The following is a 25,254-nucleotide window of genomic DNA, read 5'->3' as shown; positions in this document are numbered from 1 at the left end:
TACGCGTTTAATACCTCTCTTTCTTAAACTGGTTGCCAGTCTTAAAGAAAGTCCTTTCGACTCACTAAAGACTCTAGGTAGAACATTACGTTTTGGTCACAGATAAAATTTGTCCATAATGTTTTTCTATAGATCAAAAGCTCTCTGGCTTTTGTGTATTCTGGAACATCTGGAGCAATATCTCTTTGTTAAGCATAATGATTAGAAATGTAGATTTTTTTTATTATGTTTCTTTTTCACAAAAACGTTTGATTAAGCAGTTCTGAGTTTGGTCGAATGGGTTTGAAAATCAGAAGCCAGCCATTGATAATAGTATTAAACCTAGTGAACATTGCACCAATGAGTAATAAAAATTATCATTATTTCGATCGTTGACTGTGCTTCTAATCCGTTGCAAAATATTTTCGAAATACAAAGAAATAAATGCCCATCATTTAAAAGATCTAAGAAAAAATATCTTCGAAATCCTCAGGCATTTCTTTTTAGGTGTTTTTTCTTTTATATTGTCTTTTCAATGCTGGTTTGCTAGAGCGCTAGGTCTTAATCTAATTGGTGGAGATATATCGATGGCAAAACAACGGTTTATATATTTTATTTTTTTTGTTTTATACTTTATTTTGGTTTTCCCAGGATATAGTTTAAATCTAGACTCTCTTCTTCCTGATGAACAAAATACAGTACAAGTTTTTCATGATGCATCACCTAAAGTAGTTTATGTTCACAGATTGGCGACAGTAACTAATCCTTCACTTGAAAGAATGGAAGTTAAAGATGGAGCCGGTTCTGGAATTATTTGGGATAACAACGGGTATATTGTTACGAATTATCACGTTATTAAGGGAGCGGATAAGCTGGCAATTACTCTGGGCAAAATGACAGTCCCTGCAAAAGTGGTTGGAGCAGAACCTCGTAAAGACATTGCTGTTTTAAAGATTGACTCACAGCAAGCCCTGGATTTATTAAAGCAATTTACGCCATTTCAAATAGTACATCTTAATGATCTCATAGTGGGCCAAAAAGCGATTGCAATTGGTAATCCTTATGGCTTGGATCATAGCTTATCTAAAGGAGTTATTTCTGCTTTGGGTAGAAAAGTTCCTGGGATCGGTGGGGTTACGATTCGGAACATGATTCAAACAGATACTCCAATTAATCCTGGTAACTCTGGCGGCCCCTTATTGAACAGTGCTGGGCAGTTAGTTGGCATGAACACCATGATTTACTCTCCTTCAGGTTCATCTGCTGGTATTGGTTTTGCTGTTCCAGCTGATGATATTGAACGTATCGTAACGCAAATTATAAAAAATGGACGAGTGGTATTGTCTGGGATAGGTATTCAAAGTGCTCCATCTACTATTGCACGTCAATTGGGTATAAATAAAGGGATCTTGATTGCAGATGTTTTACCTAATACCCCAGCTTCTCAAGCTCATTTAAGAGGTACTCATCGAGATGATTGGGGACGAATCGTATTAGGTGATATTATCGTAGCGCTTAATGGTCATGCAGTTCGTAACTATGATGCGTTATATAATATGCTTACGGAAATAAAAGTAGGGGATCAAGTCACTGTTTCCATTGTGCGTGGTACTAAGCAAATGGATATACAAATGAATACTATAGATATAGCCGGAGTTTAGGCTGTAAACGTATCCATTTTTTACAACTTGTTCGACATCTCTAAAACCGACGAGAGAGCGTCGGTTTTCTGAGGCTCCTTGCTCCCTAAAATGGCTATAGTCATCCAATAGGAACTGAGTTCGAAGTCAAGGCTTAATGTAGAAAACCCTTAAAATTCGAGCGTTTCTTTTGACTCATCAGATGAATCAAGGAGACCTTGTTCTATCAATATATTACATACTTGTTTTATCGTATCAAAAGAAAAGCTCCGGCCACTTAAAAATCGATACAGTCGTGTTTTCTTTTGTTCAGATGATTCACTACTCATGCCTATCATTTTTCGACGCGCTTCATCTATTGCTCTGGAGTATTCATCGCCTACGCTTTGAAGTGCTTGATGAATGGCTTCATTACTGATTCCTTTTTGATGTAACACTTGCGAAATAAATCGGTTTCCTTTATGTGCGTAACGAGCTGCTAAAGTTTCAGCTGTATGGTAATCATTGAGTAAATGAAGCTCTTTTAATCGATTTATTGTTGACTCTATCACCTTGTCAAGTTCCGGATGGTTTGAAAAGTTTTTTTCAAGCCTCTGTCTTAATTCATGCTCAGTATGGTGGCGCTCTGATAACAATTTAATTGCGACTTCGAGCAAGTGATTCATGATGTATTCATTCCTCTTAGTTAATATCAATGTACACGGTATATGGGGTCTAAAATACGGCGCGCAAGGATAATCGATTTAGGTCTAAGAGAACAAGAAAAAATTTTTTAGACCCTTGAAATAAAACCATCACGGCCCTATTTTTAGATTATCCAAAAACACTAATCAAGGAGATACTATGAATACAATACGAAGAACATTACCTATGTATCAAGAAATGAATAGCTTACTGGAAAACTTTTTTAATCCACAACGAGAGGATGCCTCATTTATTGAGACAAGTACGTGGTCTCCTCTTGTGGATATCAAAGAAGAAAAAGACCGTTTTGTTGTGCTCGCTGATATTCCTGGTGTAAAAAAAGAAGACATCGATATTTCTTTGGAGCAACATGTGTTGACTTTAAAAGGAGAGCGTCATTTTGAAAAGTCAGAAGAGCGCAATGGTTATACACGCAGAGAACGAGCTCAAGGCCAATTCTACCGCCGTTTTAGTCTGCCACAAACCGCCGACGATTCAAAAATCACCGCACGTTATGCACATGGAGTACTGGAAATTTCAATTCCTAAAAAAGAAGCAGCTACTGAGAAAAAAATAGCAATTACCTTAGAAGAGTGATTGTTTAAGCAACGTAGGTTTGGTAAAGCCTACGTTGCTGCATGATAGAGCACTTATGGGGATGATTAAATGGTAATTTGCCTAAAAATTATTTAAAAATCACCTTGAAATTAGAGCAAATAATCCCTATTAACAGTCGCAATGCTTTTGGATGAGGAGGATTAATACTAAATACTTAAGAAGTAAAAGGCACATTTTATCTCTTACCATTAAATTGAAATTTTTTTTGATTTAAAATTAATTTAAATTTAAGAGGATTTAAGTTATGTCATCAGTTCAAATAATAGTTTGTTCTATTTCATACTCATCGGCAATTGAATGCCATCTTGATAAGCTTTCAAACAACGCAAAAGTCGTTTATTGAAAGATAAATAATTATCGAGAGCTAATTGATGTCTCATTTTAACTGTATTATGCGAAACAACCTGAAGTTGTAGGTATAAATTAGGTGTGAATTGCTATGAATGAAAATAAAATAACTATAAATCAATATGAATATCCTAATTTCATGGAGTGTGCACTTGCCATTCATGGTTCGGTTACTCCTAGAGTATGGAAAAAAGTTTTGGCGGCATGTCTGTATGCGTGTTTTATTTCTTTACTAAGTATTTTTATTCCCTCGTTGACTCTTCCGATAAGTCCCTTTGAGTATGCAGGGGTAATTATGGGCTTGATTTTAGTTTTTCGTGTTAATGCAGGATATGATCGTTGGTGGGAAGCAAGAAAACTATGGGGTAATGTGGTTAATTGCAGTAGAAACTTGGCAATTGTAATAACAAGTTACATAGAGCCTGCAAATAGGGACGAAATAAATAGAATTCTCGGTCTAATTGCGGCAATGCCCTACCTTATGAAAAATAATCTTAGGGGAAGCTCTTCTGTTGACGAGGTCAAACATCTATTATGTGATGAGACACATGCGCAATTGCAGCAGTGTCAACACAGACCTAATTTTATTTCGTCAAAGCTGGCTTCAATGTTATCGTTGATGCAAAAAAGCGGCAAATTAAGTCAGTTCTCCTTTTTAAAAGCAGAAGAACTTCGTGAAATAATTCTCGATTGTCAAGGGGCGTGTGAACGGATATTAAAAACGCCCATGCCTTTTGTTATGGCAATCAAATCACGGCGTTTTATCCTTTTATTTATGATGATACTTCCTGTAGCTCTAGTGAATTACTCTGTCTATATTAACCCAATTATCGTGACTTTGGTCGCCTATGCTCTTTTTTCATTAGATCAAATTGGAGTGGAGCTACAGAACCCGTTTTCAATTGAGAATTTGAGTCATTTACCTCTGAATGATATTTGTAGCACCATTGAGAATAACGTCATGGAAATTCAAAAAAAGCAAGAATAAATAAATTATTGAAGTGGAGCATTTATGAAAACGATTAGTAAAAAAGATCAACATAATATCACCCCAGACCAAGCACTTGATTTGCTGCGAAAGGGAAATCAACGGTTTATTCAAAACTTGCGATTTAATCGAAATCTACTGCAACAAGTCAATGAAACAGCCGATGGGCAATACCCATTCGCCACAATTTTAAGTTGTATTGATTCGAGAACTACTGCCGAATTAATATTTGACCAAGGTCTTGGGGATATTTTCAGTATTAGAATTGCAGGTAATATTGTAAATGAAGATATTATCGCTAGTTTAGAGTTTGCGTGTAAAGCAGCGGGATCTAAATTAATTGTCGTGCTGGGTCATACCAATTGTGGTGCAGTAAAAGGGGCTTGCGATGAGGCTCAGTTAGGGTATTTAACACAGCTTTTAGAAAAAATAAAACCAGCCATTAATATGGAAAAATCATTTAAAGACAATCGAAACGGGAATAATCTCGCCTATGTCAATGAAGTTGCCAAAATTAATATCAAAAATAGCATTCAAAATATTATAAATAAAAGCAGTATTATAAAGGAGTTAATGGATCAAGGAACCATTAAAATTATTGGTGGTTTGTATGATGTTACATCTGGAGAGGTCTTATTTTTTGATAAGTAAAATAGAGTGGGGTTATGACTATTCGCTCATAACTATTTATCCAAATAACTTGAATTTTTGATATTCCTATTCAGAAAGGAGACTTAAATGAAAAAGAAACTACTTCCTATTTTAATCGTTGTCCCGCTTATCACTATGATATCAGCAGGAGCCATAGCACTTGAGACGAAACAAAATAATCAAGTGCAAAAGAGTAATCAGCAAGTAACCTTGGATCCTTTTGATAACGATCCTTTCTTTCAATCACCTACTGATATTTGGAAGCAAATGGATCAAATGCACCGAGCTATGGATCAATTTATGAAAAGTCAATTTTCACAGATGCAACATAACTTAGTGAATCAACCCAATCAAATGCCTTTTGGTAGTACAAATAATATTGAAATTAAAGAAAGTAAAAATGAGATTATCTATAAAATAAAATTACCAAAAGGTGCTGACAGTAAAGTTGATGTCTCTGTGAAAGGTGGACAATTAATAGTGAGATCGAACGTAACCCAAAAAATTACGCATGAACAAGATAATAGTAAAAGTGTAAGCTATTCTCAAAGCAATTACAGTCAAGCATTTGAATTGCCAAAGGGTTATGATCCAAACTCTATGACCACAAAAACGAAAGATTCAAATTTGATTGTTACGTTTAAAAAATCAATTGCGACATCTTCAGTACTCTAGGAAAATATGAGTGCAAGCTTTTTAGAGTAATGCCAGTTTTGTTTGTGGTGTTACTCTACTCATTTCTATGAGTTTATTATGATAAATTAGAATATTATATCCTTTCTTCTTTATTCGACTAACTAATACAAAATATCCTAAGCTGATTATTAATCATAATGAGGTAAGGACGAAGGTTTTAAATTAGTACAATCAGTTAAAAAGGAAGTAATTCAAATGACTCCGGCTTTTTTTATGTTTGGCTTTGGCTACACTGCCAATTGGCTCGCTGAGAAACTGATTCGGTTAGGTTATGGCGTTGTTGGCACAACACGTCAAGAAAGAAAAAAAATAACGAATCATTCTCCTTTAATCACACTTATTGATTTTGAGGCCTCAGATATTGAATACTACTTCAGTCGATCAACACATCTTTTGATTAGTGTTCCACCTGCATCAGGTATTGGTGATCTCATATTATCTAATTATTCAGACTTGATTAAGAAGTATGCTGCACATATTGAATGGATAGGCTATTTATCTTCTACACGCGTTTATGGTGACTATCAAGGAAATTGGGTTGATGAGTCAAGTATCTGCAGACCACAGAGCTCATCAGGGGTTTTACGTTTGGAAGCAGAAAATGCATGGCTTTCTTATGCGAAATACAACAAACTTCCATTACACATTTTCAGATTGGCGGGAATTTATGGACCCGAAAGAAATCCTCTTGTACGGATTCAATCTGGGAAAAAATACAGTATTTATAAAGAAGGACAGATGTTTTCACGTATTCATGTTGATGATATTGTGTCAGTACTTCTTGCCTCAATAAAAAAAACAAATCCTTTGTCTATTTATAATGTAGCTGATGATGAACCAGCTGCATCTCATGTGGTTGATGCATATGCTGCTTCATTACTTAAGCAATTACCATTGCCTTTAATCTCGTTTGAAGAAGCTTCATTATCACCAAGGGAGCAGGAATTTTATTTAAGCAATCGTCGTGTGTCTAATGTAAAAATAAAAAGGGAATTGAATATTGTTTTACACTATCCCTCCTTTCGTGAAGGACTAACCCAAATATGGAGCGATGATTTTGAATAAAACAAACGGAATTAAATTGATTATTTGGATTTTATCTTTTGAACTAATAGGTTTCTTCTTAGGTTTATTTACACAAGCGAATATTTATTCTTGGTATGAGGGGCTTCATAAATCAACTCTAACTCCTCCAGGTTGGGTTTTTTCTGTGGCTTGGTCCATATTATATGCATTTCTTGCGATTGTTGGGTTTAGGTTATGGCAAAATCGCAGCAGACCTCAAATTAAAATAATACTTTATCTGTATTTAGTACAACTCATTATGAATTGGGTCTGGACACCACTCTTTTTTCAACTGCATTGGATAGGATTTAGTTTTTTATGGATAGTAGTAATGATTAGTTTGAATGCAATCATTATCCTAAAAATTAAAAATATGGAAAAAGGGATTGCATTACTATTAACTCCTTATCTCTTATGGCTTATTTTTGCAAGCTATCTGAATGGGATGATATGGATTCTCAATGCACAGGCCTAGAGGCGACCTGAAATAAGCCAAAACTTTTCCTACATTAGGGTGTATCAAAATAATACACCCTGAAAGTGTTTTTTCCTGAAGTAAGCGGGCATCATATAATGCTCTAACTGATATTCCAGTACCCCCCACTAAGAGATTCCAGCTTATTCAGTTACTGAAATATCAATTTTTTTCGGAGTCGCTTTTTCTTTCTTAGGAATAATTATTTCTAAAACGCCATTAGTATAACGAGCACTAATTTGGTTATCGTCAGCTGTTTCAGGCAAGTAAAAGCGTCGGTAAAATTGACCTTGAACTCGTTCTCTCCGGGTATAAGTCTTTTGATTTTCTGTTTTTTCAATATTTCGTTCACCTTTTATGGTGAGTACATGCTTTTCTAACGAAATATTCATATCTTCCTTTTTTACTCCAGGAAGATCTGCAATCACAAGAAAACGATCACTTTCTTCTTTAAGATCAACAGATGGTGCCCATGAGCTGGTTTCAATAAATGAAGTATCGCTTTCATCCTGATTTTGTACTGTATTAAAAAATTGTTCTAATAAACTTCCTACAACGTTATTTGCAGGAAAATAATTTCTTCGAACTAACTTACTCATCACATTCTCCTCATAATTTTGTTTGGAATACTCTATAGATAGGGGTAACAGATTAAATTTCAAGAGATAAAGAGAACTATTTTTAATCTATAAAAGTAACCAAAATACACCTAAAAAGAGCTTTAATGTTTATTAGTGGGGCAGTGCTAGCATAGGTACCCCACTAGTAATTGAAAGGAAAAATATTATTTGTTTTCAATGGGCTTGTATCTCTGTATGCATATGATGCTTACCAAGAAAGAAAGGATATCTTCTGGTTGTATTTTTCCTTTTAAATTGTTTTTCTAATAATTTTTCAATAGCTGCAAAACCATCAAGTAGCGCGATATATAAATTTTGGTTCTGCTTTCTACTGCTGATTTCCTTACCAAGTAAAGTCATATTAATGGTTACACGAAACATTATTCCTTTAAGGCGATTATTTTGTTCCCTATCGATGACCATTCGACAATGATTTATTTTTCTATAGATTCTCTTGAGTTTGTTATAATGTTTATTGATCTGGCATTCAATTGCCGATGAGTATGAAACAGAACGAAATGTTATTTGAACTGATGACATAGCTTAAATCCTCTTAATTTTAAATTAATTTTTAAAAATAAAACAAAAAAATTTTTCAATTTAATGGTAAGAGATATGATTCATACGTTACTTCTTAGTTGTTATTAATCCTCCTTATAAAATGCATTGTGATTAATCTATAGGGGCATTTAAGTGAAATTTCAATACTAGTTTTAAAAAAAATTTAGTGAAAATTTTATTTATGTCTGATATCGAACAAATCATCGGAGTCAATCGAATTACTCTTCGGCGATGGTGGTTGACTGGAAAATTTCCCAAACCTATTAAATTAAACGGTTCACTTTTATCTTGGCACTTTGAAGTGATTCAACAATGGATCAATCATCATATGAACATCAATAATGAATTGAATTCTCCAACAATAGTTCAATAATCCCACAAATTATACCTTTTAAGAAATAGGCTATTGCCTGTTTTTTTTGCAGTAAAACTTCAACCACATCATAGTTTATCCTAGGTATTGTTCAAGCTCTGTAATTTACTGACTATAATTTATTAGAAAATGACATGAGATCGATAGCATGGTAAGACCAACGATAGGGCTAGTATTAGGTAGCGGGTCCGCACGTGGCTGGGCGCACATAGGTGTCATCCGTGAATTGGCCAAGTTGGGTATAAAGCCGGATCTAGTTACAGGTTCGTCCATAGGTGCGGTAGTTGGCGCTGCTTATGCATCAGGTAACCTCGATGAATTTGAAGAATGGATTTATACCCTAAGGCGTATGGACATCCTAAAATTATTAGATGTCCGCATGACAGGTGGTGGCTTTATTCAGGGACAACCCTTGATGGTTGCCATAGAGAAACGGATTGGAAATCTTTATATCGAGGATTTGGATCTGCCTTTTGCTTGTGTTGCTACATCTCTATTGAATGGTAAAGAGCATTGGTTGCGCGAAGGCTCCTTGCTCGAAGCGGTACGAGCCTCTATCTCTTTGCCTGGTATCTTTTCACCTTTTGTTCTAAAACACGATTTTATGTTAGATGGCGGCCTAGTAAATCCTGTACCTATTTCAATAGCACGAGCAATGGGTGCAGATTATATCATCGCTGTAAACCTAAATGGGGATCTCGTTGGCAGACATTTCTCCCAACACCACTGTGAAAAATCGATAACTGATAATCAAGACAACAACAAGAAACGGGAATATGTCGAAAAGAATGATCCAACTATTTCTAGGTGGGCATCTAAGCTGAAAGCTGACTTCGATATTAGGGTGGATTCTTTTATTTCCTCACTACGTAATAAAAAAATCCCCGAACCTGGTCTCTTCGATGTGATCGCTGGCTCCATTAATATTATGCAGGATCGCATCACTCACTCGCGAATGGCCGAGGATCCGCCTGACATTCTCATCGAGCCGAAGCTTGGCTATATTGGGCTTATGGAATTCGACCGTGCAAAAGAAACAATACAAGAAGGCCATGAAGCGACTCAGCGCGTGAAAGGCAATCTGGAAAAGCTTAAGCGTTAATTGTGATTTCTTAAGTACCCACTAAAGTACCCATTAAATTATTATTCTTGGGAATCATCGGGGTCGGACTCGATTTATTCCTTAATAAGGTCACAAAAACCAAGTACTCTTATAGCCTTATAAGACTTGCCTGATTTGAGTTATTACGAGGAGATAAAAAAATTTTAGGACATGTTTTGGTCACAATTTCCGAAATAACCAAGTACTCTAAGGTGGAGGATTATAGTATAACTTATTGATTTTAAATGGCGCGCTCGGAGGGACTCGAACCCCCGACACCTTGGTTCGAAGCCTGATGCTCTAGTTTTAAAAGCCTTATAAATCAATGCCTTGCAACGCATCAAATCATTGAAAAACTGCCTAGAACAGCCTAAAACTGCCTAGTGCTGCCACAGCCATGCCACAGTTTATGACACAGTGATTATGTGCATGAGTTAACATAGTAACATCAAACAATAAGACCATAATGAGTTCCATTAGTAAGTATTAAACAAATGCCATAACCTGTCTTAATTCAGCTTGAAAAGATGAATGTCTCGGAAATCTATTTTTGATCCTGTCAAAAAATATTCTAGCTTCAGAAGATTTGATTGATTTTAATGTTTCAGTGCAAGCAGCAGTTAACAATGCTGCGCGATCATAAGCTCCACGTCGTTGCTTACTAACAATGCCATTAACCCTAGCTTCAGCTGTACTCAAGCACCAATTAAATTTTTCATTGGAGATTTCCGAAGCATCAGTCAGCAATTGGGCATATATTTTTTCCAAATTTAACAGTAGATCTTCATGTGTATCATTGTACAGCCATACACCTTTACTCTTACTTAATACGTCGCTAAAAAATTTTTTCAGTGATTTAGACAGAGCATTTAATGGCTGGTTTGAAATTCTCGCTAAACAAAATGCGACAAAAAGTGGTTGCGGATTAGTACTGCTACTCCAACCCAATGGGGTGCCTTGCTGAGCTAATTTAAATGCATTGTCATAGTCATGAGAAAAAAAGTAAGCATGCATCAATAATGAAGAATCAGGATGAGCGGGTGATTCTATCCCGTCACGTGGCCACTGTTTTCCCTCCGCGTAATCCTTCATTCTCTTAGAGTATGTTCTAATTGATTCAGCAGCATTTTGCATAAGTTTATGGCGTGTTAAGGAATTTGCTTGCTGGTATAATTGAACCAATTTGGATAAATCTGGTTGGGCATCAAATGAAATCCAAAGACCTTCCAATTGAATTGCGGCATTGTTTAATTGATTTCCACAAATAACCTGCAAATCACCGATGGCACCACGAATGGGTTGATCCTGGGGTAGTTTATCTAATGCGATCTTAATTGCCTTTAATGCAGCCTCATAATCTTTTTTTTCAATGAGAGCATGAATCCAATCAGTATACACCCGCGGTCTTTGTTGTCCTTCTGTCTTAGCAAGTTCCTCTAACCCAGAAGAACCATGTAACAGGTAAACCGCCTCCCTATACCACCCATCATATTGCAATTCAGGTTCAGATTTAATTGCAGAAATCCAATTTTGTAGAAATTCAGTCCATTCGGGTAATGACGTAACACTAATATTAATTAAATCTTCCAATTTTGGTTGAGAGGAATATGAATCTAACTGGGACAATTGAATCATCGCTTTTAATAGATGAGCGACTCGGGTAGAGGGTTTTTCTGTTAGATAAATCGAACGTAAATATTTTGCTCTTATTTCATCTAAATCTATTTTTTCAAGATCGTGTACAGAAATACCACGTCCATAATCATCTTGAATATCAAAAATGGTATATATGCTATCGAATGCCTTTCTCGCAAGAGGGTAGTTCCCAAAATCAAACAACGCCTCAACTGCATCAAATACTTCATATAGCGTTGGAATAAATTCAGAAAGCTCACCAAGAGAATCTTCATCATCATAATACTCATCCCAATCGGGTTCCTCCTCACATTGTGCTCGAATATTTTCAATCAAGGACTCAATTTCATCTAATACTGTTTCACTGGATTCAGTGATCAATACATGGTCAGGTTGTTGTAATGATATTTTTCTAATAAATTCTCTACGCTCATCCGGAGTAACTTCATTAGCCATATTTATCAAAACACCCTTTAAATCATCCATAGAGTAATTTTGTAAGATTTGGGTATATTCCTCTGTAAAAGCCTTTAGGGTCATTTTTAAATCTTTTGTCATTGGCACATCTTTCCTTTTTAATATTATTAGCCGCAACATTGAGTTGATTCAAAGAAGAGCTTATGGTTTTAGTGAATAGCGCATGTTATCCCTCTGCTGAGATAGGTTTTTGTCTCAGGCTCTTTAATTGACCTTGCTTCGATTTTTCATCGAGCATTTTCTGCTTAGAGCGCCTTGAGCGGCGCTTTTTTTGGCGTTTTAGTTTTTCTACTCTTTGCTGTTCTTTAGTTTTTTCATCGCTGATAATTGCATGGTATTTTTCACATAACCGCACTCTTGCAAAATAACGGTTACCTTCGCGGCTCCTCGATTCCTGGCATTTTATCTCAATGCCGGACGGAACATGTTTCAAGTAAACAGTTGAAGCTGTTTTGTGTAACTTCTGCCCACCCTTGCCACTGCCTATAATAAATTTTTCGATGAGGGAATCTTCATTGATATGAAGTTTTTCCATCCATTCAGCTAGCTTATCCCATTTATCACTGTTAACCATTAAGTAGGCTCAAATCGTTGGTGGTCCAGGATCATATTCAATTCCCAGCAATTACCAAGTAATTTTAGGTTATGTATCGCGCTTATTTTCAATTATCTTAGGTTGTTTTAATTTCTTGTTTTCTTTTTCTAGAAAACTACAATTTTTACAAATTAAACTATAGGTGACCTGCATGGTTGTATTTCTTCCAGTTATAAATTCACAAATAGGTTTTGTTTTATGACATTTTTTGCATACTCTTGTATGAGCAGGTTTACACTTGGCCACAGTTCACTTTCTATTTCTATAAACTTCAATTAATTATAGCACTAAGCTCAATACCCACCAAAATAGCCAATGACGTTGTTGCAATCTTTAAAACTATTTGTCCAAAAAAACTGATCTATTTTTAAATGAAATACTTTAGTCCAGAATATATGTCTTTCTAAGGTGCTATGATTAAATATACAAAATATTGGGAGTGTACATGCCAAAATATAATTCATATTATTTAAAAAGTTTTGTTGATGAATCCACTAATGCGATTACTAAAGAAGAAAAAAATCAAATTTGGCAAAGGGTTGAAACTCCGATTATTGAAGATGTTCCAAATCAGCCAGGGCAGTGTTTGGTTACTTTTTTATATAGAGAGGAAAGTGACCACAAAACAATTTATTTGTGGTCTACATTTACTGGATTACCTTGTTCTTTGCAAAGTCAATTTAAAGCGATTCCAAACACTGATATTAGATATTTAACTTTGATGCTGCCTCGCACTTTTCGCTCCGCATATAACATACTCATTGTTGATAAAGATACTGCAAAAGTGGGATTCTCAGAACAAGAAAGCGCTGAAGACCCCTATCCAGTTCCAACAGGAAAATTCAAAGAATCACAAAGGTTATTGATGCACTTATTTAATGAGGGTTGTGTCCAAACCGATCCAAGAAATAAACAAGAAGTGACTTATTATAAAGATTACGACAATCCCAGTGAGTATTTTGGCAAAGAATCGATTATCGAATTACCTAACGCCCCAGCTTTTATAACACCGTTTTCTTTAAATAAAGCAAAAGAACATCGTGAACAATGCAAAAAAGAGCATCGATTTTTTTCTTTTGAGCTAAATTTCTTGGAGAGCCGTTTAAAAAACGTTTCAGGCTATTACGAAAATATTGAACAATCGACACGAAAATATTGGGTCTACTTGCCTCCTGATTATGATAAACAGGCAACACCTTATCCTATGATTTTATTTTTAGATGGTAGTGATTATTTAAATCCTATGCCTGCACCGCTTATTTTAGATAGGCTCATCCAAGAAGGAAGTATTCCTGCTTGTGTTGCAGTGTTTCTGGAGTATTCAAGCATACATCGTATGCATGAGTACAATTGTAACGATGAGTACACTTCATTTTTAGCGGATGATTTTATTCGGATGTTACATGATAAGAATCAGTTTAATATCACTCAAGACGCGAGGTTAATAACGATTGTTGGCCAAAGTGCCAGTGGTTTAGCTGCTTTTTATGCCGCTTTAACTAATCCTACAGTGTTTGGTAATGCTATTGCTTTATCACCTTCCTTGGAAATGCAAAAAATCAATGAGTTAGAACAAAAAATTGAGCAAAATTATAAAAAAAATCTTGATACTCAATTTATTTTTGATGTGGGTACCTATGAGACAATTCCAGTGGATTTAGAATTTAAAGATGGGTCTACGCAGTCCATTTCTACATTTGAAGCTAATCGTAGAATTGCTGATTTGATGCAGAAGAAAGGGATGTTGACGCATATGCCTGAATTTATAGGTGGTCATAATTATGGCTGTTGGTATGCCAGTTTCCCTGTTCATATAAAAACCATTTTTGAGCATAGAAAAGAAGCAATACCTTCGTAGCAAAGGTCAATTTAGTTATAGTATAAGAAGGAAGATATGTACCTATAGTTACAAATAATGTAACTATAGGTACATATAAACCTTGAAAATCTTGTTTAGGCTTGACTTGCAAGCAAATAAAATCTATCATGCCCTTATAGTTACAATAATAGTAACCTTAAGGCCATGGTAATTTTATGAACTTGCAATCATACATAAAAGATATTCGAAAAGATGGAAGGCGCTGCTTTACTATCCTGGATATTCTTGAGCAATTTCACGTTTCAAATAGTCATGCGAGAGTGGCCTTACATAGGTTACTTAAAACCGGAGATCTGATCTCACCCGCGAGAGGTTTATATGTCATTGTCCCGCCAGAACATCAACCGCATGGCTCTATCCCTCCCCAAGAATTGGTGCCTTTGGTTATGCAGTATATGGGAGCTCATTATTATGTCGCACTTTTAAGTGCAGGATTGTTTCATGGAGCAACTCATCAAAAACCTGCCAGGTTCCAAGTGATATCAGACAAGCGTATTAAGCACCCATCTATTTTTGGTGATGTGGAAATAGATTATATTTATAAAAAATCGGTGCTGGAATTACCCACACAAGATTTTACCGTGAGTACTGGCTACCTTAAGGTGGCAACCCCTGAACTGGTTGCTCTTGATTTGCTTGAATATCCTAATCATGCAGGCGGCCTAAATCATATCGCCACCGTTTTCTCAGAGCTTGTTGAGGCATTAGATCCTATAAAACTCATCAATCTTGCGAAAGATGCCCATGCAGAATATCAGTTGCAGCGTATTGGTTATATCCTGGATCACATTGATGTGATGGATGAAACTAATGCTGAAATAATGATTAATGCGCTTGCGCGGCATGTTCAAGAAAATAAACCAAATTATCTGCCTCTTGCATCTGAAATCTCAAAAATAGGCCATTCAAGGTGTAAAAAGTGGAGAATTATTGAAAATTCAGAAATAGAGAGCGATTTATGATCCCAGAAGTTTTTATTGAGAGTTGGCGCAAAATGGTTCCATGGCAAATGACTGAACAGATAGAACAGGATTTAATGATTAGCCGTGCTTTGATTGATTTGTATAATGATCCTCATGTCAGAGACGCTTTGGTTTTTCGTGGCGGTACCGCACTAAATAAACTATTCATTAATCCTCCGGCAAGGTACAGTGAAGATATCGATTTTGTTCAAAAAAATGCTGATCCAATTGGACAAACGATAGATGCTATTAGGGCACTATTAAAACCATGGTTAGGCGATCCTAAATGGAAAATCACACAGCGTAGCGCAAAGCTTATCTACAAATATGAATCTACTAATAAAATTCCGGCAAAGCTAAAAATTGAAATAAACACAACAGAACATTTTCAGGTATTGCCCTTAAAAACAGTACCTTTCGCTATGGATTCATCTTGGTTCAAAGGGGAAACAAATATCATTACTTATGAAATGGATGAGTTAATGGCGACTAAGTTGCGCGCTCTTTATCAACGTCGAAAAGGTCGGGATTTGTTTGATTTGTGGTATGTGACCGATCGCAATTTAATTAACTTAAATCGAGTGTTTGATATTTTCTCTAAGTATTGCACTTATAACAACGTCAAGGTTACAAGTGAAGAATTTCTAAAGAATCTTGAGCTGAAAAAGAATCACCGCGACTTTCATATGGATATGAGTGTCTTATTACCATCGAAATTGCATTGGGATTTCGATGAAGCTTATCAATTCGTTGTAGATAACGTGATTAGCAGGTTGCCATAAATGCAAAGAATCATACGGTATAGTCAAATTTCAACAAGTCTTGCAGTCTTAAGCAATCAAAAGCTAAAGCAGATTTTAGCAGACGGCAAACCGATGCATGAAGGTATCGGTGGTAAGTCTGTCTTAGTTTATATTAACGACACGCCCGTGTTTGTTAAAAAAGTACCGCTGACCAATCTTGAACAAAGCTTTAAGCATTTTATGTCTACAGCTAATATTTATGATTTGCCACTTAGCTATCAGTATGGGGTAGGCTCAGCTGGATTTGGGGCATGGCGTGAACTGGCAACTCATATCATGACAACCAATTGGGTGATCACCGTGAACTTTCGGCAAGCCTGCGTGTCAAGAGACAAGAGCAAGCGATAACCTGTAGGCCTTACAAATCCTATTGAGACCAAACATGAAAAAGACCGAAGACAGATTAGAGCAAGTCAAAAAAACCTTTGCACACTGGAGAACATCTCGGAACAAGCAAGGGAAAATACCAATATCTCTTTGGGAAGAAGTGGATGATTTGCTTATACATTATCCAATATCAAAAATCAGTACCTCCCTAGGCCTTTCTCGCTTTCAAATCAACGAGCACATCAAGAGCAAAAAGACTATTCACTTTGTAGAGGCACATATCAATAAACCTATAATTAAGGCTGAACCTCCTGGAGCAGCCTGTATTATTGAGCTGTACCGTCCATGTGGGAGTATGATGAAAATCAGTGGGGTAACGGGTACCTTAGCCTGCGCGTTAACCCAGCAATTCATGGGGTAGTCATGCTGCAAATAACTCCTCACCATCGATTGTTATTGGCGACAGAGCCTATAGATTTTCGCAAGGGAATCGATGGATTAAAAGCACTGTGCAAACAAAAGCTAAAGAGTGATCCGTTTAGTGGAACTGTATTCGCCTTTAGAAATCGTGCAGGTACCTCTGTTAAATTATTGGTTTATGATGCAACAGGCTTTTGGTTATGTCAAAAGCGCTTTAGCCAGGGCAAAATTTCTTGGTGGCCAACGGGTATTTCGAATGCAATCACTCTGAGTGCTTGTGAGCTAACTATCATTCTTGCCCAAGGAAATCCCACCTGTGCAGCATTGCCAGAAGATTGGAGAAAAGTATCTTAGGCAGCACAATCTATCTTTAGCAGTGCTAAGGACTCCTGGAAATTCCAAGGAAGCCAGGATTTGGGTCTGGCTGCAACAAGAGTTTGATATTCTTGTAAAGCAACAAGGTAGTGATAGGGATTAATTTCCGCTAAGGAGCAGGTATAGATAATACTGGTTAATACACCGCCGATCATTGCTCCGTATTCTGTTTTATAAAACAGTGAGTTTTTCCGATTCCTAATGGGAATTTTTAAAGCACGTTCCAGTACGTTATTGTCAATTGGCGCCCCTGCAACGTGTAAATATCGAGTGAGCTTTTCCCAATGGCGCTGCATGTATTTGATGGCTTTGCCTAAAGCTTCATTAGGTTCCACTTGTTTTGACTCAATAAGGAGCTCCATATGGTCTTTGAGTTGTTCCATGATGGGCGCGCTGTGCTTTTGGTGGTAGGCTAATCGCTCTTGATTGTTATGGTTTAAGGCGCGTGACGCCTCATCATGTTGAAATACTTGGCCTAGCCATTGGATAATAGTTAGGCACAACTCTGGATAAAACTCCTTTAGCTCGTCAAATTTTCTAAATCCATGACTTAGACAATTACAAAGGATGGTTTTAAAAGATTCAGGTACATTGTGGCTTAACGCATCGCACATTTGAAGGGCATGTTCTAACTGTGTATCACGTTTTGCCAATAAGCGATCCATGTTTTCACCGGAGTGGCGTTTGGAATTATAAAAGAGCGCTATTTTATGGTCTTTGTAATGCGATAAAATGCCAGTGGTATACATGCCTGTTCTTTTTTCATTAGGATTTAGCCGATTATGATGAATCACATCCACTATTCTAAGAACGGTGTCATCATTATGAATCAAGGAGCCATTGGCGGCCATATATTCAAGAACTGAAAACACCGGTAACGCACATCCAGCCAGGCCTTCAACCAATTGCCATTGCGTGGATGCAGGAACTGGCACACCCAGCAAGGATTGAAAATAAGCTTGGCGATGAAACGGCATGCCTAAGTAGTATTTTTGCAGTGCTAATAGAGATTTAAAGGCTGCATCGTATTTGTCTTGGCCTACTGATGCAGGGACATCAGCAGAAAAAACCTTCCCACATAAGGCGCAGCGTAGCTTTTCTACCCAGTACTTGTGAACACAGGCTAAATTCTGCCCTTTAATCCGAACAAGAATGCCTGGAGGTAATGAATACAGTCTTCCTCCACAGTACTCAGGGCAATACGTCCCAGCAGCCATACCATTCACAGTGAGTTGATGTGCAAAGCTGTGCTCATAAGATTGGTGAGATATACGTCCATGGCCTGGTGTTTTTGTATTCGTTGTAGGTGCCTCATCTAAAAACCCTTGATTGGCTGCATTGTCTGATGCTTGGTGGTCTTGTCCTTTTGTACTGTTTGTATTCTTATTAGTCTTGCCATTCGTACTTTTATTATTTGATTGCAGCTTAAGCCCTTTGCCAAAAATAAGACGTCGCAGATTGCTCACGGTAATTTTATGTTGAAGCAAAGCTCTTGGAATCCAGGTGGCTACGTAAATGCAGTTGCAGGCTAGTGATTTAACTTCCTCTGGAAGAGTGGATGCATTGATGGCCTGGATAGTTTCATCAATCTGCTCTTGTGATTTTTCAATAAGTTTAGGTAATTCTTTGCCGAGACTCATAGAGGCATAGGTGCTTTTATAATGGGCGGCAAGGTTAACCAATAATACATTTTAAATCAATGGATTAAAGAAAAATCTATTAGCCTGACCTCAATGCCTCGACAAACATCACTGACGTTTTTAGTATACTCACCTATACTTAAACAACAGGTAAACTGCTGTGATTATCAAACAGTTATAGCGCCAATACAACAAGTTAAAGTGTATATAAGTTAAAGTGTATATATTGAGGTAATAATGAAACCAAGTAAGAGTTCATATCAACAAGTGGAATCAGAAGAGCGCTATCAACGCTTATTTGAGACAGCTCAAGACGGTATTTTAATCTTAGATGCTAGCACCGCAAAAATTTTAGATGCAAATCCCTTTATTTCTAAGTTGTCAGGTTATTCTATTGAAGAACTCCTGGACAAATACATCTGGGATTTAGGTTTTATTAAAAACATTGCAGCAAATAAAGATAAGTTTAAGGAGCTGCAAAAAAAAGGTTACGTACGTTATGAAAATCTCCCTATTGAGACAAAACAAGGGGAGAGGCATTATGTTGAATTCATTAGTAATAGCTACTTAGTAGGTAGCTCCAAAGTGATACAATGCAATATCCGCGATATCACTAGCCGGGTGAGTCTTGAAAAATTAAATAACCAACTTAGTGTGATGTATCAAGTTATTCTTCGTTGTAATGAAGTTCTTATTCATGAAACCACAGTAAATACTTTAATTATTCAGATGTGCAAGGTACTTGTTTCTTCAGGTGGATTTGCAGCTGCCTGGGTAGCTTGTGTTCCAGTAAAATCAAATGATTTAATTAATCCTATTGCATTTGAAGGAATCGACCAGAATTATTTCGATCAACTGAACTTAAACATTGAAAACAAAGAGTATAAAGGATTGGTTGCAAGCGCAATCTACTCACATAAGTTGTTCGTCAGTCAAGATATACAACATGATGAATCCGATGCATTGGAACGTGAATTTGCTTTGAAGCATCGATTATATTCGGTGGCGGTTATTCCAATTATAACTTTAAAAAAAGTTCGTTATATATTGGTTGTATATGGGCTGGAATACCATGAATTAACTGATGAGATTTGCACTTTATTACAAAATCTAGCTAGTGATATTGCTTTTGGTATAGATGTCCTGGAAGCTCATGCAAATCATTTAAAACTAGCAGCGAATATTAGTAAGAGCCTCAATAGTACCATTTCAGCTATTGCCTCAATGGTTGAACAGCGTGATCCATATACTGCGGGGCATCAACGTCGTGTTGCTAATTTGGCAGAGGCCATATCAATGGAGATGGGCTTATCTACGGAGCAAATTATAGGGATCCGCATGGCTTGTGTTGTCCATGATATTGGAAAGATACACGTTCCGGCAGAAATACTTTCTAAACCAGGTAAACTTTCTGATGCAGAATATGAGATTATTAAAATGCATCCAAAATCAGGCTGGGAAGTTCTTAAAAATATTGATTTTCCTTGGCCGATAGCCGAAATAGTGTATCAACATCATGAGAGATTAGATGGTTCTGGATATCCACGGGGTCTAAAAGATAATGAAATTTTGCTCGAGTCTCGAATTCTCATGGTGGCGGATGTTATAGACGCAATGTCCTCTCATCGCCCATATCGTCCAGCGCTAGGTATACTCCAAGCATTGCAGGAGATAATGCAACATAAGGGTACACTCTATGATGAGCGAGTTGTGGATGCGTGTATTAAATTATTTATTGAGAAAAAATATGAGATTAAGTAATCTGTGAGCTTTCAATAATCCTGCGCTTCAATAAGATTTTTGATGCCTACAAGTTAATGTTTATTCTTGTCCTGGTTCACGCAGGTTTGCCGAAATCTCACTGATCACCGGCGAGTGTGTTAATTTTCCCATGATGTATCATTGGCGTATTCTGCCCAGTGGTCCGGACGACATCAATACCAACTATTGGGGTGATATTGAAGAGCACTGCCGGTACTGGGGAAATTCTAACGCTATCCGTAAGCGTGTCACTGACCTTAATAAAGCATCCGCGCATATCGCTTTATTTCTTGAATATGTTCCACAGAATTTGTATGAATGGTTAAACGCTCAATTGACTCAAGGTGACGATAGTGCTGACGCAGCAGTTGCATTTGTTGACAAACATCTCAAGGCCACAAACAAGTATATGAATGAGCAAGGCTTGATGCATTTTGATGCACACTTTGAAAATATCCTGACCGACGGTAAGCTGCTCTATATAAGCGATTTTGGACTGGCGTTATCATCAAGGTTTGATTTAACACCAGCAGAAACAGAGTTTTTAAAACAGCATCATTCTTATGATCAGGCTTGCGCCGCTGTAAACCTGCTTCACTGTATTATCACATCACTTTTTGGTAAGGAGCACTTGGAAATTCGCCTGCGTGAATATCTGGCAGGTAGAATTGGCAATGTGGCGCCTGAAATGAATACGATTATCAATCAATACGCTTTAATTGCATTGCTCATGGATGAGTTTTTTCAAAAGCTTCAGAAAGAGAGCAAATCAACCCCATACCCTGCAGCACAATTAGAAAAATTGCTGAGAACAAGCTCATCGGAGACAACATGACCACCATTATTGAAACAGAAAGGCTTATTTTAAGAACGTGGAAAAAAGAAGACGCTCGATCGTATTTTCAAATCAACCAAGATCTAAAGGTGATTGAGTTTTTACGTGGCCCATTAACCATGGAACAGGTCAATGACTTTATTCCTGCAGTTAATAGGCACCATGAAGAACTTGGATATACATTATGGGCAGCTTGCCTGAAGGAAACTGATGAATTAATTGGTTTTATTGGCCTTAATTACACTGATTTTTTTTCAAAATTCGATTCGCATTTTACCCCTGCGGTTGAAGTGAGTTGGCGATTAGGATCGCAATATTGGGGCAAAGGCTTTGCCACGGAAAGGGGCTTGTGCTTCCTTGGAGTATGGGTTTAAACGGTGTAGTCTTAAAGAAATTGTTTCTTTTACAGTACCGGCAAATGTTCGCTCTATTCGTGTTATGGAAAAGATTGGATTAAAACGTGATTTAGATGGCGACTTTGCACACCCTAAATTGGCTAACGATCATCCTTTATCACAACATATTTTGTATCGACTATCAGCTGCTGAATACTTTAACCGGAAAATAAATGAGCAACATAGAATACATCATTGAAAACACACCGGATGCTTCGGATGATAAAGTCATTCGTAATGGGATAGTTGATTTTAATGCCCAAATCATAAGAGAAAAGTCATCCCATTTCAGCGTATTTGCAAAAGACTGTGTTCAGATCATAGGTGGTGCTTTGATTTGGGAACACAGTGATGCGCTGTATATTGATGTACTCTGGTGCAATGAACAATATCGAAAATTAGGCATCGGGGCCAAAATTATCACCATGATTGATGATGTGGCTAAGAAGAAAAGATTGCCTAAAATATTTGTCGACACTTATGAATTTCAAGCACAGGCTTTTTATGAAAAGCATGGTTTTTACTGCATAGGGACCATACCAAAATATCTGAAAAATTATGATCGTATTTTCATGAGGAAAGATATCTTATGAAAACGTTTGAACAAAATATCATTGATTTATACGGAGATAAAGGCAGGCAGTGGTTAGGGCATTTACCGAATCTCCTAACACAACTGGCAAAAACTTATGGCTTATCAAATTTAAAACCCGTCAGTAATTTAAGCTACAATTATGTGTTATCTGGGTTTCAAGGACCTCAACCAATTATTTTAAAATTAGGATTGGATGTCGACGGAATCAAGCGTGAAGCCGCAGCTCTAATGGCATTTGAAGGATCTGGTGTTGTTCAAGTATTTTCAGAAAACACAGGGTTGCTTCTACTTGAATGCGCAGTCCCAGGCTTTTCTTAAAGTCTTATTTTCCTGAAAAAGATGACGAGGCAATTAATATCACGGCACAGGTGATCAAAAGATTGCACAAAGCCCCCATACCAAGTACCCATACATTTCCACATATCAAAGATTGGCTGGGGTCTTTGGATAATGATTGGAACATTCCGCATGGGTATTTACAAAAATCCAGAAACCTTTGTGGCCAACTTTTAAAAACGGCCGGTCCAGACGTTTTGCTTCACGGCGATCTGCACCATGATAATATTTTACAAAATGGAAACGATTGGCTGGCGATCGATCCTAAAGGCGTGATTGGCGAACCAGCCTATGAATTAGCGGCTTTTATTCGCAATCCAATTCCAGAATTACTGAATCACGCTAATGCGCCAAATACTATTCATAAGCGCGTCACTGGCTTCGCAGAGCTCCTTGAGTTACCATCGCAACGAATTCTTGACTGGTGCTTTGTTCAGGCAGTACTTGCATGGGTATGGGCAATAGAAGATGGGTGTGATACCGATTACTTCGAGCGGGCAACTACGATCATGGCTGATATACAAAGATTAATATCACGATAAACAGTAAATAATTATTGAAATTCATTTGAATTATGAATATCCTGTATCAGGTTTAATTTTTCAAAACTGAGGATATAAATGAACAGAATTCAAAAAGTAAGTTCGCATTTGTTATTAATTTTTAGCATATTGTTGAGCGCCGTTCCTTTGCTTACTATGATCCAATGGACCTTCATTAGCACGAAAACAAGTGATGTCTCAGATGTGATCAATTTTTTTGGCATATTCGAGAAAACCATTCAAACACCAGAAGGTTATGTTAATCTCAGCAACGTTTCTTGGACACCTCTGTTACAGCTGTTGGGCTTTAGTGCTGACATGATAGGGCTTTTACCTTTCTTAATTAGTTTATTTATCCTGAAAGCGATTTTTAAAAATTATCAAAAAGGAGAAATCTTCAGTGTTAGGAATGCGATACAGTACCGAAGATTAGGGGTTTTATTTTTACTGGATGCATTACTCATCAAATCATTAAGCCAAACCTTGATGGTATTGGCTGTTACTTTCACAAGCCCTCCTGGGCATAGGTATTTAACCATTTCATTTGGGACACCTAACTTAACTTCTTTATTTTATGGCATTCTCGTGATTATTGTATCTTGGGTGATGCTAGAAGCTAGTAAGCTTCATGATGAACATAAATTCACAATATAGCTGGAGTATAGACATGGGCATTATTGTGAACCTCGATGTCATGTTGGCGAAGCGCAAGATGAAGCTTCAAGATCTGGCTGAAGCAGTTGGTATTACTGTGCAAAATCTATCAATTTTAAAAACGGGAAAAGCCAAGGCCATCCGCTTTTCAACGCTGGAAAGTATTTGTCAGTGCTTACAGTGCCAACCCGGAGACATTTTAGAATTTCAAACAGATGAGTCTGAATAAAAGAAGATGTCATTAACGATTCATTTGCTTGCCTGAAGAAGCAGATTCAGAGTTATTGATAGATTTTGAATTGATTGGGGGGAATTTACCTCCCCAATCATCATATTTTAAGCCCTACTTAAGAAACACCCAGATTTCCGTTAAAGATTCAGTTTCAGCTACCTCATAATCAAAATTGTAATAGCAGAATATACAAGGCAGATCCCCTAACTCTTCGCCGGACTGCGGTAACCAATCACGATAAATGCTGTAAATCGTGTCACCGATATTATCGCGAGAGCCTTTATGCATGGTAATAGCGTATCTGCCAGCAGGTAGAGTTCGTTCTGTAACCTGATCATTCAATTTAAAATCTTGTGGAACGCTAAGCGCTAAATCAAAGCGAAACTCTTCTGGCTTCACTTCTCTTGGATCGTGATAGCCAAAACCAAAGGCTTCTCCTGGTTTAGGTTTTAGGTTAATTGGTTGCGCTTTTGCCCAAGTAATGAGTTTATCAAGCGTGTCGGATAATCGCATGGGATCTCCATGATGTTCCATCACAGCAACTCTTTTAGCTGGCAGTTCTTTAATCGTTATCGTCATAATTTTTGTACCTTTAATATGCATAGGTTGCGGTGGATTTTCGAAGCTTTCCCACTTAGCCTGACGTCTAAATTCGCTGGGGCTTTGCCCACAAATTTGTTTAAAAGCCCGACTAAATGATTCATGCGATTCGAACCCAGCATCCAAAGCAATGTTAATAATTGTATCCTCTTTATGCACAATCAGTTGATGAGCAGCCCGTTTCAACCGCAGCCACTTTATATAGCCCATGAGAGGCAACCCTGTATAAACAGTAAACAACCGATGAAAATGATATTTTGAAAAACAAGCGATGCGGCAAAGCTCATCCAGCTCAAGCTCTTCATCAAGATGCTTGCCTATGAAATCAATCACTCTATCGACTCGTTCTTTATAACTCATAATATCCTAATGCTTCAGTTGTAACCGTCTA

31 protein-coding genes are annotated in these 25,254 nt (G+C 37.1%); 24 read left to right on the top strand and 7 right to left on the bottom strand.

Features of this window, described 5'->3' with window-relative positions:
- The first annotated feature begins 566 nt into the window (after positions 1-566).
- Positions 567-1,640 carry a S1C family serine protease gene (locus tag Lsan_RS14470; RefSeq protein WP_058514846.1) on the top strand — a complete coding sequence of 358 codons (1,074 nt, stop codon included), beginning with the start codon at positions 567-569 and terminating at the stop codon, positions 1,638-1,640.
- 149 nt (positions 1,641-1,789) lie between these two features.
- Here Lsan_RS14470 and Lsan_RS14465 read toward each other — a convergent pair whose 3' ends face one another.
- Positions 1,790-2,284: a regulatory protein RecX gene (locus tag Lsan_RS14465; protein ID WP_058514845.1), complete on the bottom strand. Its 495-nt coding sequence runs from the start codon at positions 2,282-2,284 to the stop codon at positions 1,790-1,792.
- A 178-nt stretch (positions 2,285-2,462) separates the two neighbouring features.
- On the opposite strand from Lsan_RS14465, the gene Lsan_RS14460 reads away from it, so the two are divergent.
- The 6 genes from Lsan_RS14460 (at position 2,463) to Lsan_RS14435 (ending at position 7,144) form a co-directional block, all read left to right on the top strand.
- The gene (locus Lsan_RS14460; protein ID WP_058514844.1) at positions 2,463-2,900 is read left to right on the top strand and encodes an Hsp20/alpha crystallin family protein; all 438 of its coding nucleotides are present in this window, start codon (positions 2,463-2,465) and stop codon (positions 2,898-2,900) included.
- Between the two features lie 460 nt (positions 2,901-3,360).
- Positions 3,361-4,257 (top strand): bestrophin family protein, encoded by an 897-nt coding sequence (locus Lsan_RS14455; RefSeq protein ID WP_058514843.1) that lies wholly within the window; start codon positions 3,361-3,363, stop codon positions 4,255-4,257.
- Positions 4,258-4,281: 24 nt separating this feature from the next.
- Positions 4,282-4,908, top strand: a complete 627-nt coding sequence (locus Lsan_RS14450; RefSeq protein ID WP_058514842.1) for a carbonic anhydrase family protein — start codon at positions 4,282-4,284, stop codon at positions 4,906-4,908.
- Positions 4,909-4,995: 87 nt separating this feature from the next.
- Positions 4,996-5,583: an Hsp20/alpha crystallin family protein gene (locus Lsan_RS14445; protein ID WP_058514841.1), complete on the top strand. Its 588-nt coding sequence runs from the start codon at positions 4,996-4,998 to the stop codon at positions 5,581-5,583.
- 216 nt (positions 5,584-5,799) lie between these two features.
- Positions 5,800-6,669, top strand: coding sequence for an SDR family oxidoreductase (locus Lsan_RS14440; RefSeq protein ID WP_058514840.1), 870 nt, complete (start codon positions 5,800-5,802; stop codon positions 6,667-6,669).
- Entirely contained in the window at positions 6,662-7,144 is a 483-nt protein-coding gene (locus Lsan_RS14435) for a TspO/MBR family protein (protein ID WP_058514947.1), read from the top strand. The genes Lsan_RS14440 and Lsan_RS14435 overlap by 8 nt, the downstream gene beginning before the upstream one ends.
- A gap of 143 nt (positions 7,145-7,287) precedes the next feature.
- Here Lsan_RS14435 and Lsan_RS14430 read toward each other — a convergent pair whose 3' ends face one another.
- A complete protein-coding gene (locus Lsan_RS14430) occupies positions 7,288-7,743 on the bottom strand; it encodes an Hsp20/alpha crystallin family protein (RefSeq protein WP_058514839.1) in 456 nt (151 codons plus the stop codon).
- 195 nt (positions 7,744-7,938) lie between these two features.
- A complete protein-coding gene (locus Lsan_RS14425; protein ID WP_058514838.1) occupies positions 7,939-8,304 on the bottom strand; it encodes an HPF/RaiA family ribosome-associated protein in 366 nt (121 codons plus the stop codon).
- Positions 8,305-8,506: 202 nt separating this feature from the next.
- Between Lsan_RS14425 and Lsan_RS14420 the strand changes: the two genes are divergently transcribed.
- The gene (locus tag Lsan_RS14420; RefSeq protein WP_058514837.1) at positions 8,507-8,698 is read left to right on the top strand and encodes a helix-turn-helix transcriptional regulator; all 192 of its coding nucleotides are present in this window, start codon (positions 8,507-8,509) and stop codon (positions 8,696-8,698) included.
- 148 nt (positions 8,699-8,846) lie between these two features.
- Positions 8,847-9,800 carry a patatin-like phospholipase family protein gene (locus Lsan_RS14415; protein ID WP_058514836.1) on the top strand — a complete coding sequence of 318 codons (954 nt, stop codon included), beginning with the start codon at positions 8,847-8,849 and terminating at the stop codon, positions 9,798-9,800.
- Positions 9,801-10,286: 486 nt separating this feature from the next.
- On the opposite strand, the gene Lsan_RS14410 is transcribed toward Lsan_RS14415, so the two are convergent.
- Together Lsan_RS14410 and Lsan_RS14405 are read right to left on the bottom strand one after the other, a co-directional pair.
- Entirely contained in the window at positions 10,287-11,993 is a 1,707-nt protein-coding gene (locus Lsan_RS14410; protein ID WP_058514835.1) for a hypothetical protein, read from the bottom strand.
- A gap of 85 nt (positions 11,994-12,078) precedes the next feature.
- The gene (locus Lsan_RS14405; RefSeq protein ID WP_006870993.1) at positions 12,079-12,486 is read right to left on the bottom strand and encodes a peptide chain release factor family protein; all 408 of its coding nucleotides are present in this window, start codon (positions 12,484-12,486) and stop codon (positions 12,079-12,081) included.
- A gap of 466 nt (positions 12,487-12,952) precedes the next feature.
- On the opposite strand from Lsan_RS14405, the gene Lsan_RS14400 reads away from it, so the two are divergent.
- The 6 genes from Lsan_RS14400 (at position 12,953) to tnpB (ending at position 17,252) form a co-directional block, all read left to right on the top strand.
- Entirely contained in the window at positions 12,953-14,365 is a 1,413-nt protein-coding gene (locus Lsan_RS14400) for an alpha/beta hydrolase (RefSeq protein WP_006870994.1), read from the top strand.
- 176 nt (positions 14,366-14,541) lie between these two features.
- On the top strand, positions 14,542-15,348 hold the full coding sequence (locus Lsan_RS14395) for a type IV toxin-antitoxin system AbiEi family antitoxin domain-containing protein (RefSeq protein WP_050805540.1): 807 nt from the start codon (positions 14,542-14,544) through the stop codon (positions 15,346-15,348).
- The gene (locus Lsan_RS14390) at positions 15,345-16,130 is read left to right on the top strand and encodes a nucleotidyl transferase AbiEii/AbiGii toxin family protein (protein WP_058514834.1); all 786 of its coding nucleotides are present in this window, start codon (positions 15,345-15,347) and stop codon (positions 16,128-16,130) included. The genes Lsan_RS14395 and Lsan_RS14390 overlap by 4 nt, the downstream gene beginning before the upstream one ends.
- On the top strand, positions 16,131-16,499 hold the full coding sequence (locus Lsan_RS14385; RefSeq protein ID WP_058514833.1) for a hypothetical protein: 369 nt from the start codon (positions 16,131-16,133) through the stop codon (positions 16,497-16,499). It begins immediately after the preceding gene.
- A 34-nt stretch (positions 16,500-16,533) separates the two neighbouring features.
- Positions 16,534-16,899: a hypothetical protein gene (locus Lsan_RS22205; RefSeq protein WP_058514832.1), complete on the top strand. Its 366-nt coding sequence runs from the start codon at positions 16,534-16,536 to the stop codon at positions 16,897-16,899.
- A 2-nt stretch (positions 16,900-16,901) separates the two neighbouring features.
- Positions 16,902-17,252 carry an IS66 family insertion sequence element accessory protein TnpB gene (gene tnpB / locus Lsan_RS14375; RefSeq protein ID WP_058514831.1) on the top strand — a complete coding sequence of 117 codons (351 nt, stop codon included), beginning with the start codon at positions 16,902-16,904 and terminating at the stop codon, positions 17,250-17,252.
- Here the strand turns inward: tnpB and Lsan_RS21735 are convergent.
- The gene (locus Lsan_RS21735; RefSeq protein ID WP_058514830.1) at positions 17,249-18,913 is read right to left on the bottom strand and encodes an IS66 family transposase; all 1,665 of its coding nucleotides are present in this window, start codon (positions 18,911-18,913) and stop codon (positions 17,249-17,251) included. The two genes, tnpB and Lsan_RS21735, sit on opposite strands and share 4 nt — an antisense overlap.
- A 237-nt stretch (positions 18,914-19,150) precedes the next feature.
- Between Lsan_RS21735 and Lsan_RS14365 the strand changes: the two genes are divergently transcribed.
- The 9 genes from Lsan_RS14365 to Lsan_RS14330 all read left to right on the top strand — a co-directional run bounded on the left by Lsan_RS14365 (position 19,151) and on the right by Lsan_RS14330 (position 24,260).
- Positions 19,151-20,674: an HD domain-containing phosphohydrolase gene (locus tag Lsan_RS14365; protein WP_058514829.1), complete on the top strand. Its 1,524-nt coding sequence runs from the start codon at positions 19,151-19,153 to the stop codon at positions 20,672-20,674.
- A gap of 130 nt (positions 20,675-20,804) precedes the next feature.
- Entirely contained in the window at positions 20,805-21,509 is a 705-nt protein-coding gene (locus Lsan_RS14360) for a protein kinase family protein (RefSeq protein WP_133134249.1), read from the top strand.
- On the top strand, positions 21,506-21,883 hold the full coding sequence (locus Lsan_RS23105; protein WP_006870998.1) for a GNAT family N-acetyltransferase: 378 nt from the start codon (positions 21,506-21,508) through the stop codon (positions 21,881-21,883). Before Lsan_RS14360 ends, Lsan_RS23105 begins: the two co-directional genes overlap by 4 nt.
- On the top strand, positions 21,867-22,103 hold the full coding sequence (locus Lsan_RS23100; RefSeq protein ID WP_006870999.1) for a GNAT family N-acetyltransferase: 237 nt from the start codon (positions 21,867-21,869) through the stop codon (positions 22,101-22,103). The genes Lsan_RS23105 and Lsan_RS23100 overlap by 17 nt, the downstream gene beginning before the upstream one ends.
- Complete coding sequence (locus Lsan_RS14345) at positions 22,078-22,497, top strand: GNAT family N-acetyltransferase (RefSeq protein WP_040535108.1); 420 nt, start codon at positions 22,078-22,080, stop codon at positions 22,495-22,497. The genes Lsan_RS23100 and Lsan_RS14345 overlap by 26 nt, the downstream gene beginning before the upstream one ends.
- Positions 22,494-22,817, top strand: coding sequence for a hypothetical protein (locus Lsan_RS22765; protein ID WP_202814636.1), 324 nt, complete (start codon positions 22,494-22,496; stop codon positions 22,815-22,817). Before Lsan_RS14345 ends, Lsan_RS22765 begins: the two co-directional genes overlap by 4 nt.
- Positions 22,793-23,377 carry an aminoglycoside phosphotransferase family protein gene (locus Lsan_RS14340; protein WP_202814635.1) on the top strand — a complete coding sequence of 195 codons (585 nt, stop codon included), beginning with the start codon at positions 22,793-22,795 and terminating at the stop codon, positions 23,375-23,377. The genes Lsan_RS22765 and Lsan_RS14340 overlap by 25 nt, the downstream gene beginning before the upstream one ends.
- A 78-nt stretch (positions 23,378-23,455) precedes the next feature.
- Complete coding sequence (locus tag Lsan_RS14335) at positions 23,456-24,031, top strand: DUF2975 domain-containing protein (protein ID WP_006871002.1); 576 nt, start codon at positions 23,456-23,458, stop codon at positions 24,029-24,031.
- Positions 24,032-24,044: 13 nt separating this feature from the next.
- Positions 24,045-24,260 (top strand): helix-turn-helix domain-containing protein, encoded by a 216-nt coding sequence (locus Lsan_RS14330; protein WP_006871003.1) that lies wholly within the window; start codon positions 24,045-24,047, stop codon positions 24,258-24,260.
- Positions 24,261-24,374: 114 nt separating this feature from the next.
- On the opposite strand, the gene Lsan_RS14325 is transcribed toward Lsan_RS14330, so the two are convergent.
- Positions 24,375-25,223, bottom strand: a complete 849-nt coding sequence (locus Lsan_RS14325) for an AraC family transcriptional regulator (RefSeq protein ID WP_006871004.1) — start codon at positions 25,221-25,223, stop codon at positions 24,375-24,377.
- Between the last annotated feature and the right edge of the window lie 31 nt (positions 25,224-25,254).

The sequence above is a fragment of the Legionella santicrucis genome, assembly GCF_001468135.1.
Taxonomy (GTDB): Bacteria; Pseudomonadota; Gammaproteobacteria; order Legionellales; family Legionellaceae; genus Legionella; species Legionella santicrucis.
The sequence above is the reverse complement of the archived record's forward strand: the minus strand, read 5'-3'. Positions and strand labels throughout refer to the sequence as shown.

Coding starts and splice junctions, on each gene's coding strand:
- Lsan_RS14470 (WP_058514846.1), top strand. CDS start 567: ATGGCAAAACAACGGTTTATATATTTTATTTTTTTTGTTTTATACTTT.
- Lsan_RS14465 (WP_058514845.1), bottom strand. CDS start 2,284: ATGAATCACTTGCTCGAAGTCGCAATTAAATTGTTATCAGAGCGCCAC.
- Lsan_RS14460 (WP_058514844.1), top strand. CDS start 2,463: ATGAATACAATACGAAGAACATTACCTATGTATCAAGAAATGAATAGC.
- Lsan_RS14455 (WP_058514843.1), top strand. CDS start 3,361: ATGAATGAAAATAAAATAACTATAAATCAATATGAATATCCTAATTTC.
- Lsan_RS14450 (WP_058514842.1), top strand. CDS start 4,282: ATGAAAACGATTAGTAAAAAAGATCAACATAATATCACCCCAGACCAA.
- Lsan_RS14445 (WP_058514841.1), top strand. CDS start 4,996: ATGAAAAAGAAACTACTTCCTATTTTAATCGTTGTCCCGCTTATCACT.
- Lsan_RS14440 (WP_058514840.1), top strand. CDS start 5,800: ATGACTCCGGCTTTTTTTATGTTTGGCTTTGGCTACACTGCCAATTGG.
- Lsan_RS14430 (WP_058514839.1), bottom strand. CDS start 7,743: ATGAGTAAGTTAGTTCGAAGAAATTATTTTCCTGCAAATAACGTTGTA.
- Lsan_RS14425 (WP_058514838.1), bottom strand. CDS start 8,304: ATGTCATCAGTTCAAATAACATTTCGTTCTGTTTCATACTCATCGGCA.
- Lsan_RS14420 (WP_058514837.1), top strand. CDS start 8,507: ATGTCTGATATCGAACAAATCATCGGAGTCAATCGAATTACTCTTCGG.
- Lsan_RS14415 (WP_058514836.1), top strand. CDS start 8,847: ATGGTAAGACCAACGATAGGGCTAGTATTAGGTAGCGGGTCCGCACGT.
- Lsan_RS14410 (WP_058514835.1), bottom strand. CDS start 11,993: ATGACAAAAGATTTAAAAATGACCCTAAAGGCTTTTACAGAGGAATAT.
- Lsan_RS14405 (WP_006870993.1), bottom strand. CDS start 12,486: ATGGTTAACAGTGATAAATGGGATAAGCTAGCTGAATGGATGGAAAAA.
- Lsan_RS14400 (WP_006870994.1), top strand. CDS start 12,953: ATGCCAAAATATAATTCATATTATTTAAAAAGTTTTGTTGATGAATCC.
- Lsan_RS14395 (WP_050805540.1), top strand. CDS start 14,542: ATGAACTTGCAATCATACATAAAAGATATTCGAAAAGATGGAAGGCGC.
- Lsan_RS14390 (WP_058514834.1), top strand. CDS start 15,345: ATGATCCCAGAAGTTTTTATTGAGAGTTGGCGCAAAATGGTTCCATGG.
- Lsan_RS14385 (WP_058514833.1), top strand. CDS start 16,131: ATGCAAAGAATCATACGGTATAGTCAAATTTCAACAAGTCTTGCAGTC.
- Lsan_RS22205 (WP_058514832.1), top strand. CDS start 16,534: ATGAAAAAGACCGAAGACAGATTAGAGCAAGTCAAAAAAACCTTTGCA.
- tnpB (WP_058514831.1), top strand. CDS start 16,902: ATGCTGCAAATAACTCCTCACCATCGATTGTTATTGGCGACAGAGCCT.
- Lsan_RS21735 (WP_058514830.1), bottom strand. CDS start 18,913: ATGAGTCTCGGCAAAGAATTACCTAAACTTATTGAAAAATCACAAGAG.
- Lsan_RS14365 (WP_058514829.1), top strand. CDS start 19,151: ATGAAACCAAGTAAGAGTTCATATCAACAAGTGGAATCAGAAGAGCGC.
- Lsan_RS14360 (WP_133134249.1), top strand. CDS start 20,805: ATGATGTATCATTGGCGTATTCTGCCCAGTGGTCCGGACGACATCAAT.
- Lsan_RS23105 (WP_006870998.1), top strand. CDS start 21,506: ATGACCACCATTATTGAAACAGAAAGGCTTATTTTAAGAACGTGGAAA.
- Lsan_RS14345 (WP_040535108.1), top strand. CDS start 22,078: ATGAGCAACATAGAATACATCATTGAAAACACACCGGATGCTTCGGAT.
- Lsan_RS22765 (WP_202814636.1), top strand. CDS start 22,494: ATGAAAACGTTTGAACAAAATATCATTGATTTATACGGAGATAAAGGC.
- Lsan_RS14340 (WP_202814635.1), top strand. CDS start 22,793: ATGCGCAGTCCCAGGCTTTTCTTAAAGTCTTATTTTCCTGAAAAAGAT.
- Lsan_RS14335 (WP_006871002.1), top strand. CDS start 23,456: ATGAACAGAATTCAAAAAGTAAGTTCGCATTTGTTATTAATTTTTAGC.
- Lsan_RS14330 (WP_006871003.1), top strand. CDS start 24,045: ATGGGCATTATTGTGAACCTCGATGTCATGTTGGCGAAGCGCAAGATG.
- Lsan_RS14325 (WP_006871004.1), bottom strand. CDS start 25,223: ATGAGTTATAAAGAACGAGTCGATAGAGTGATTGATTTCATAGGCAAG.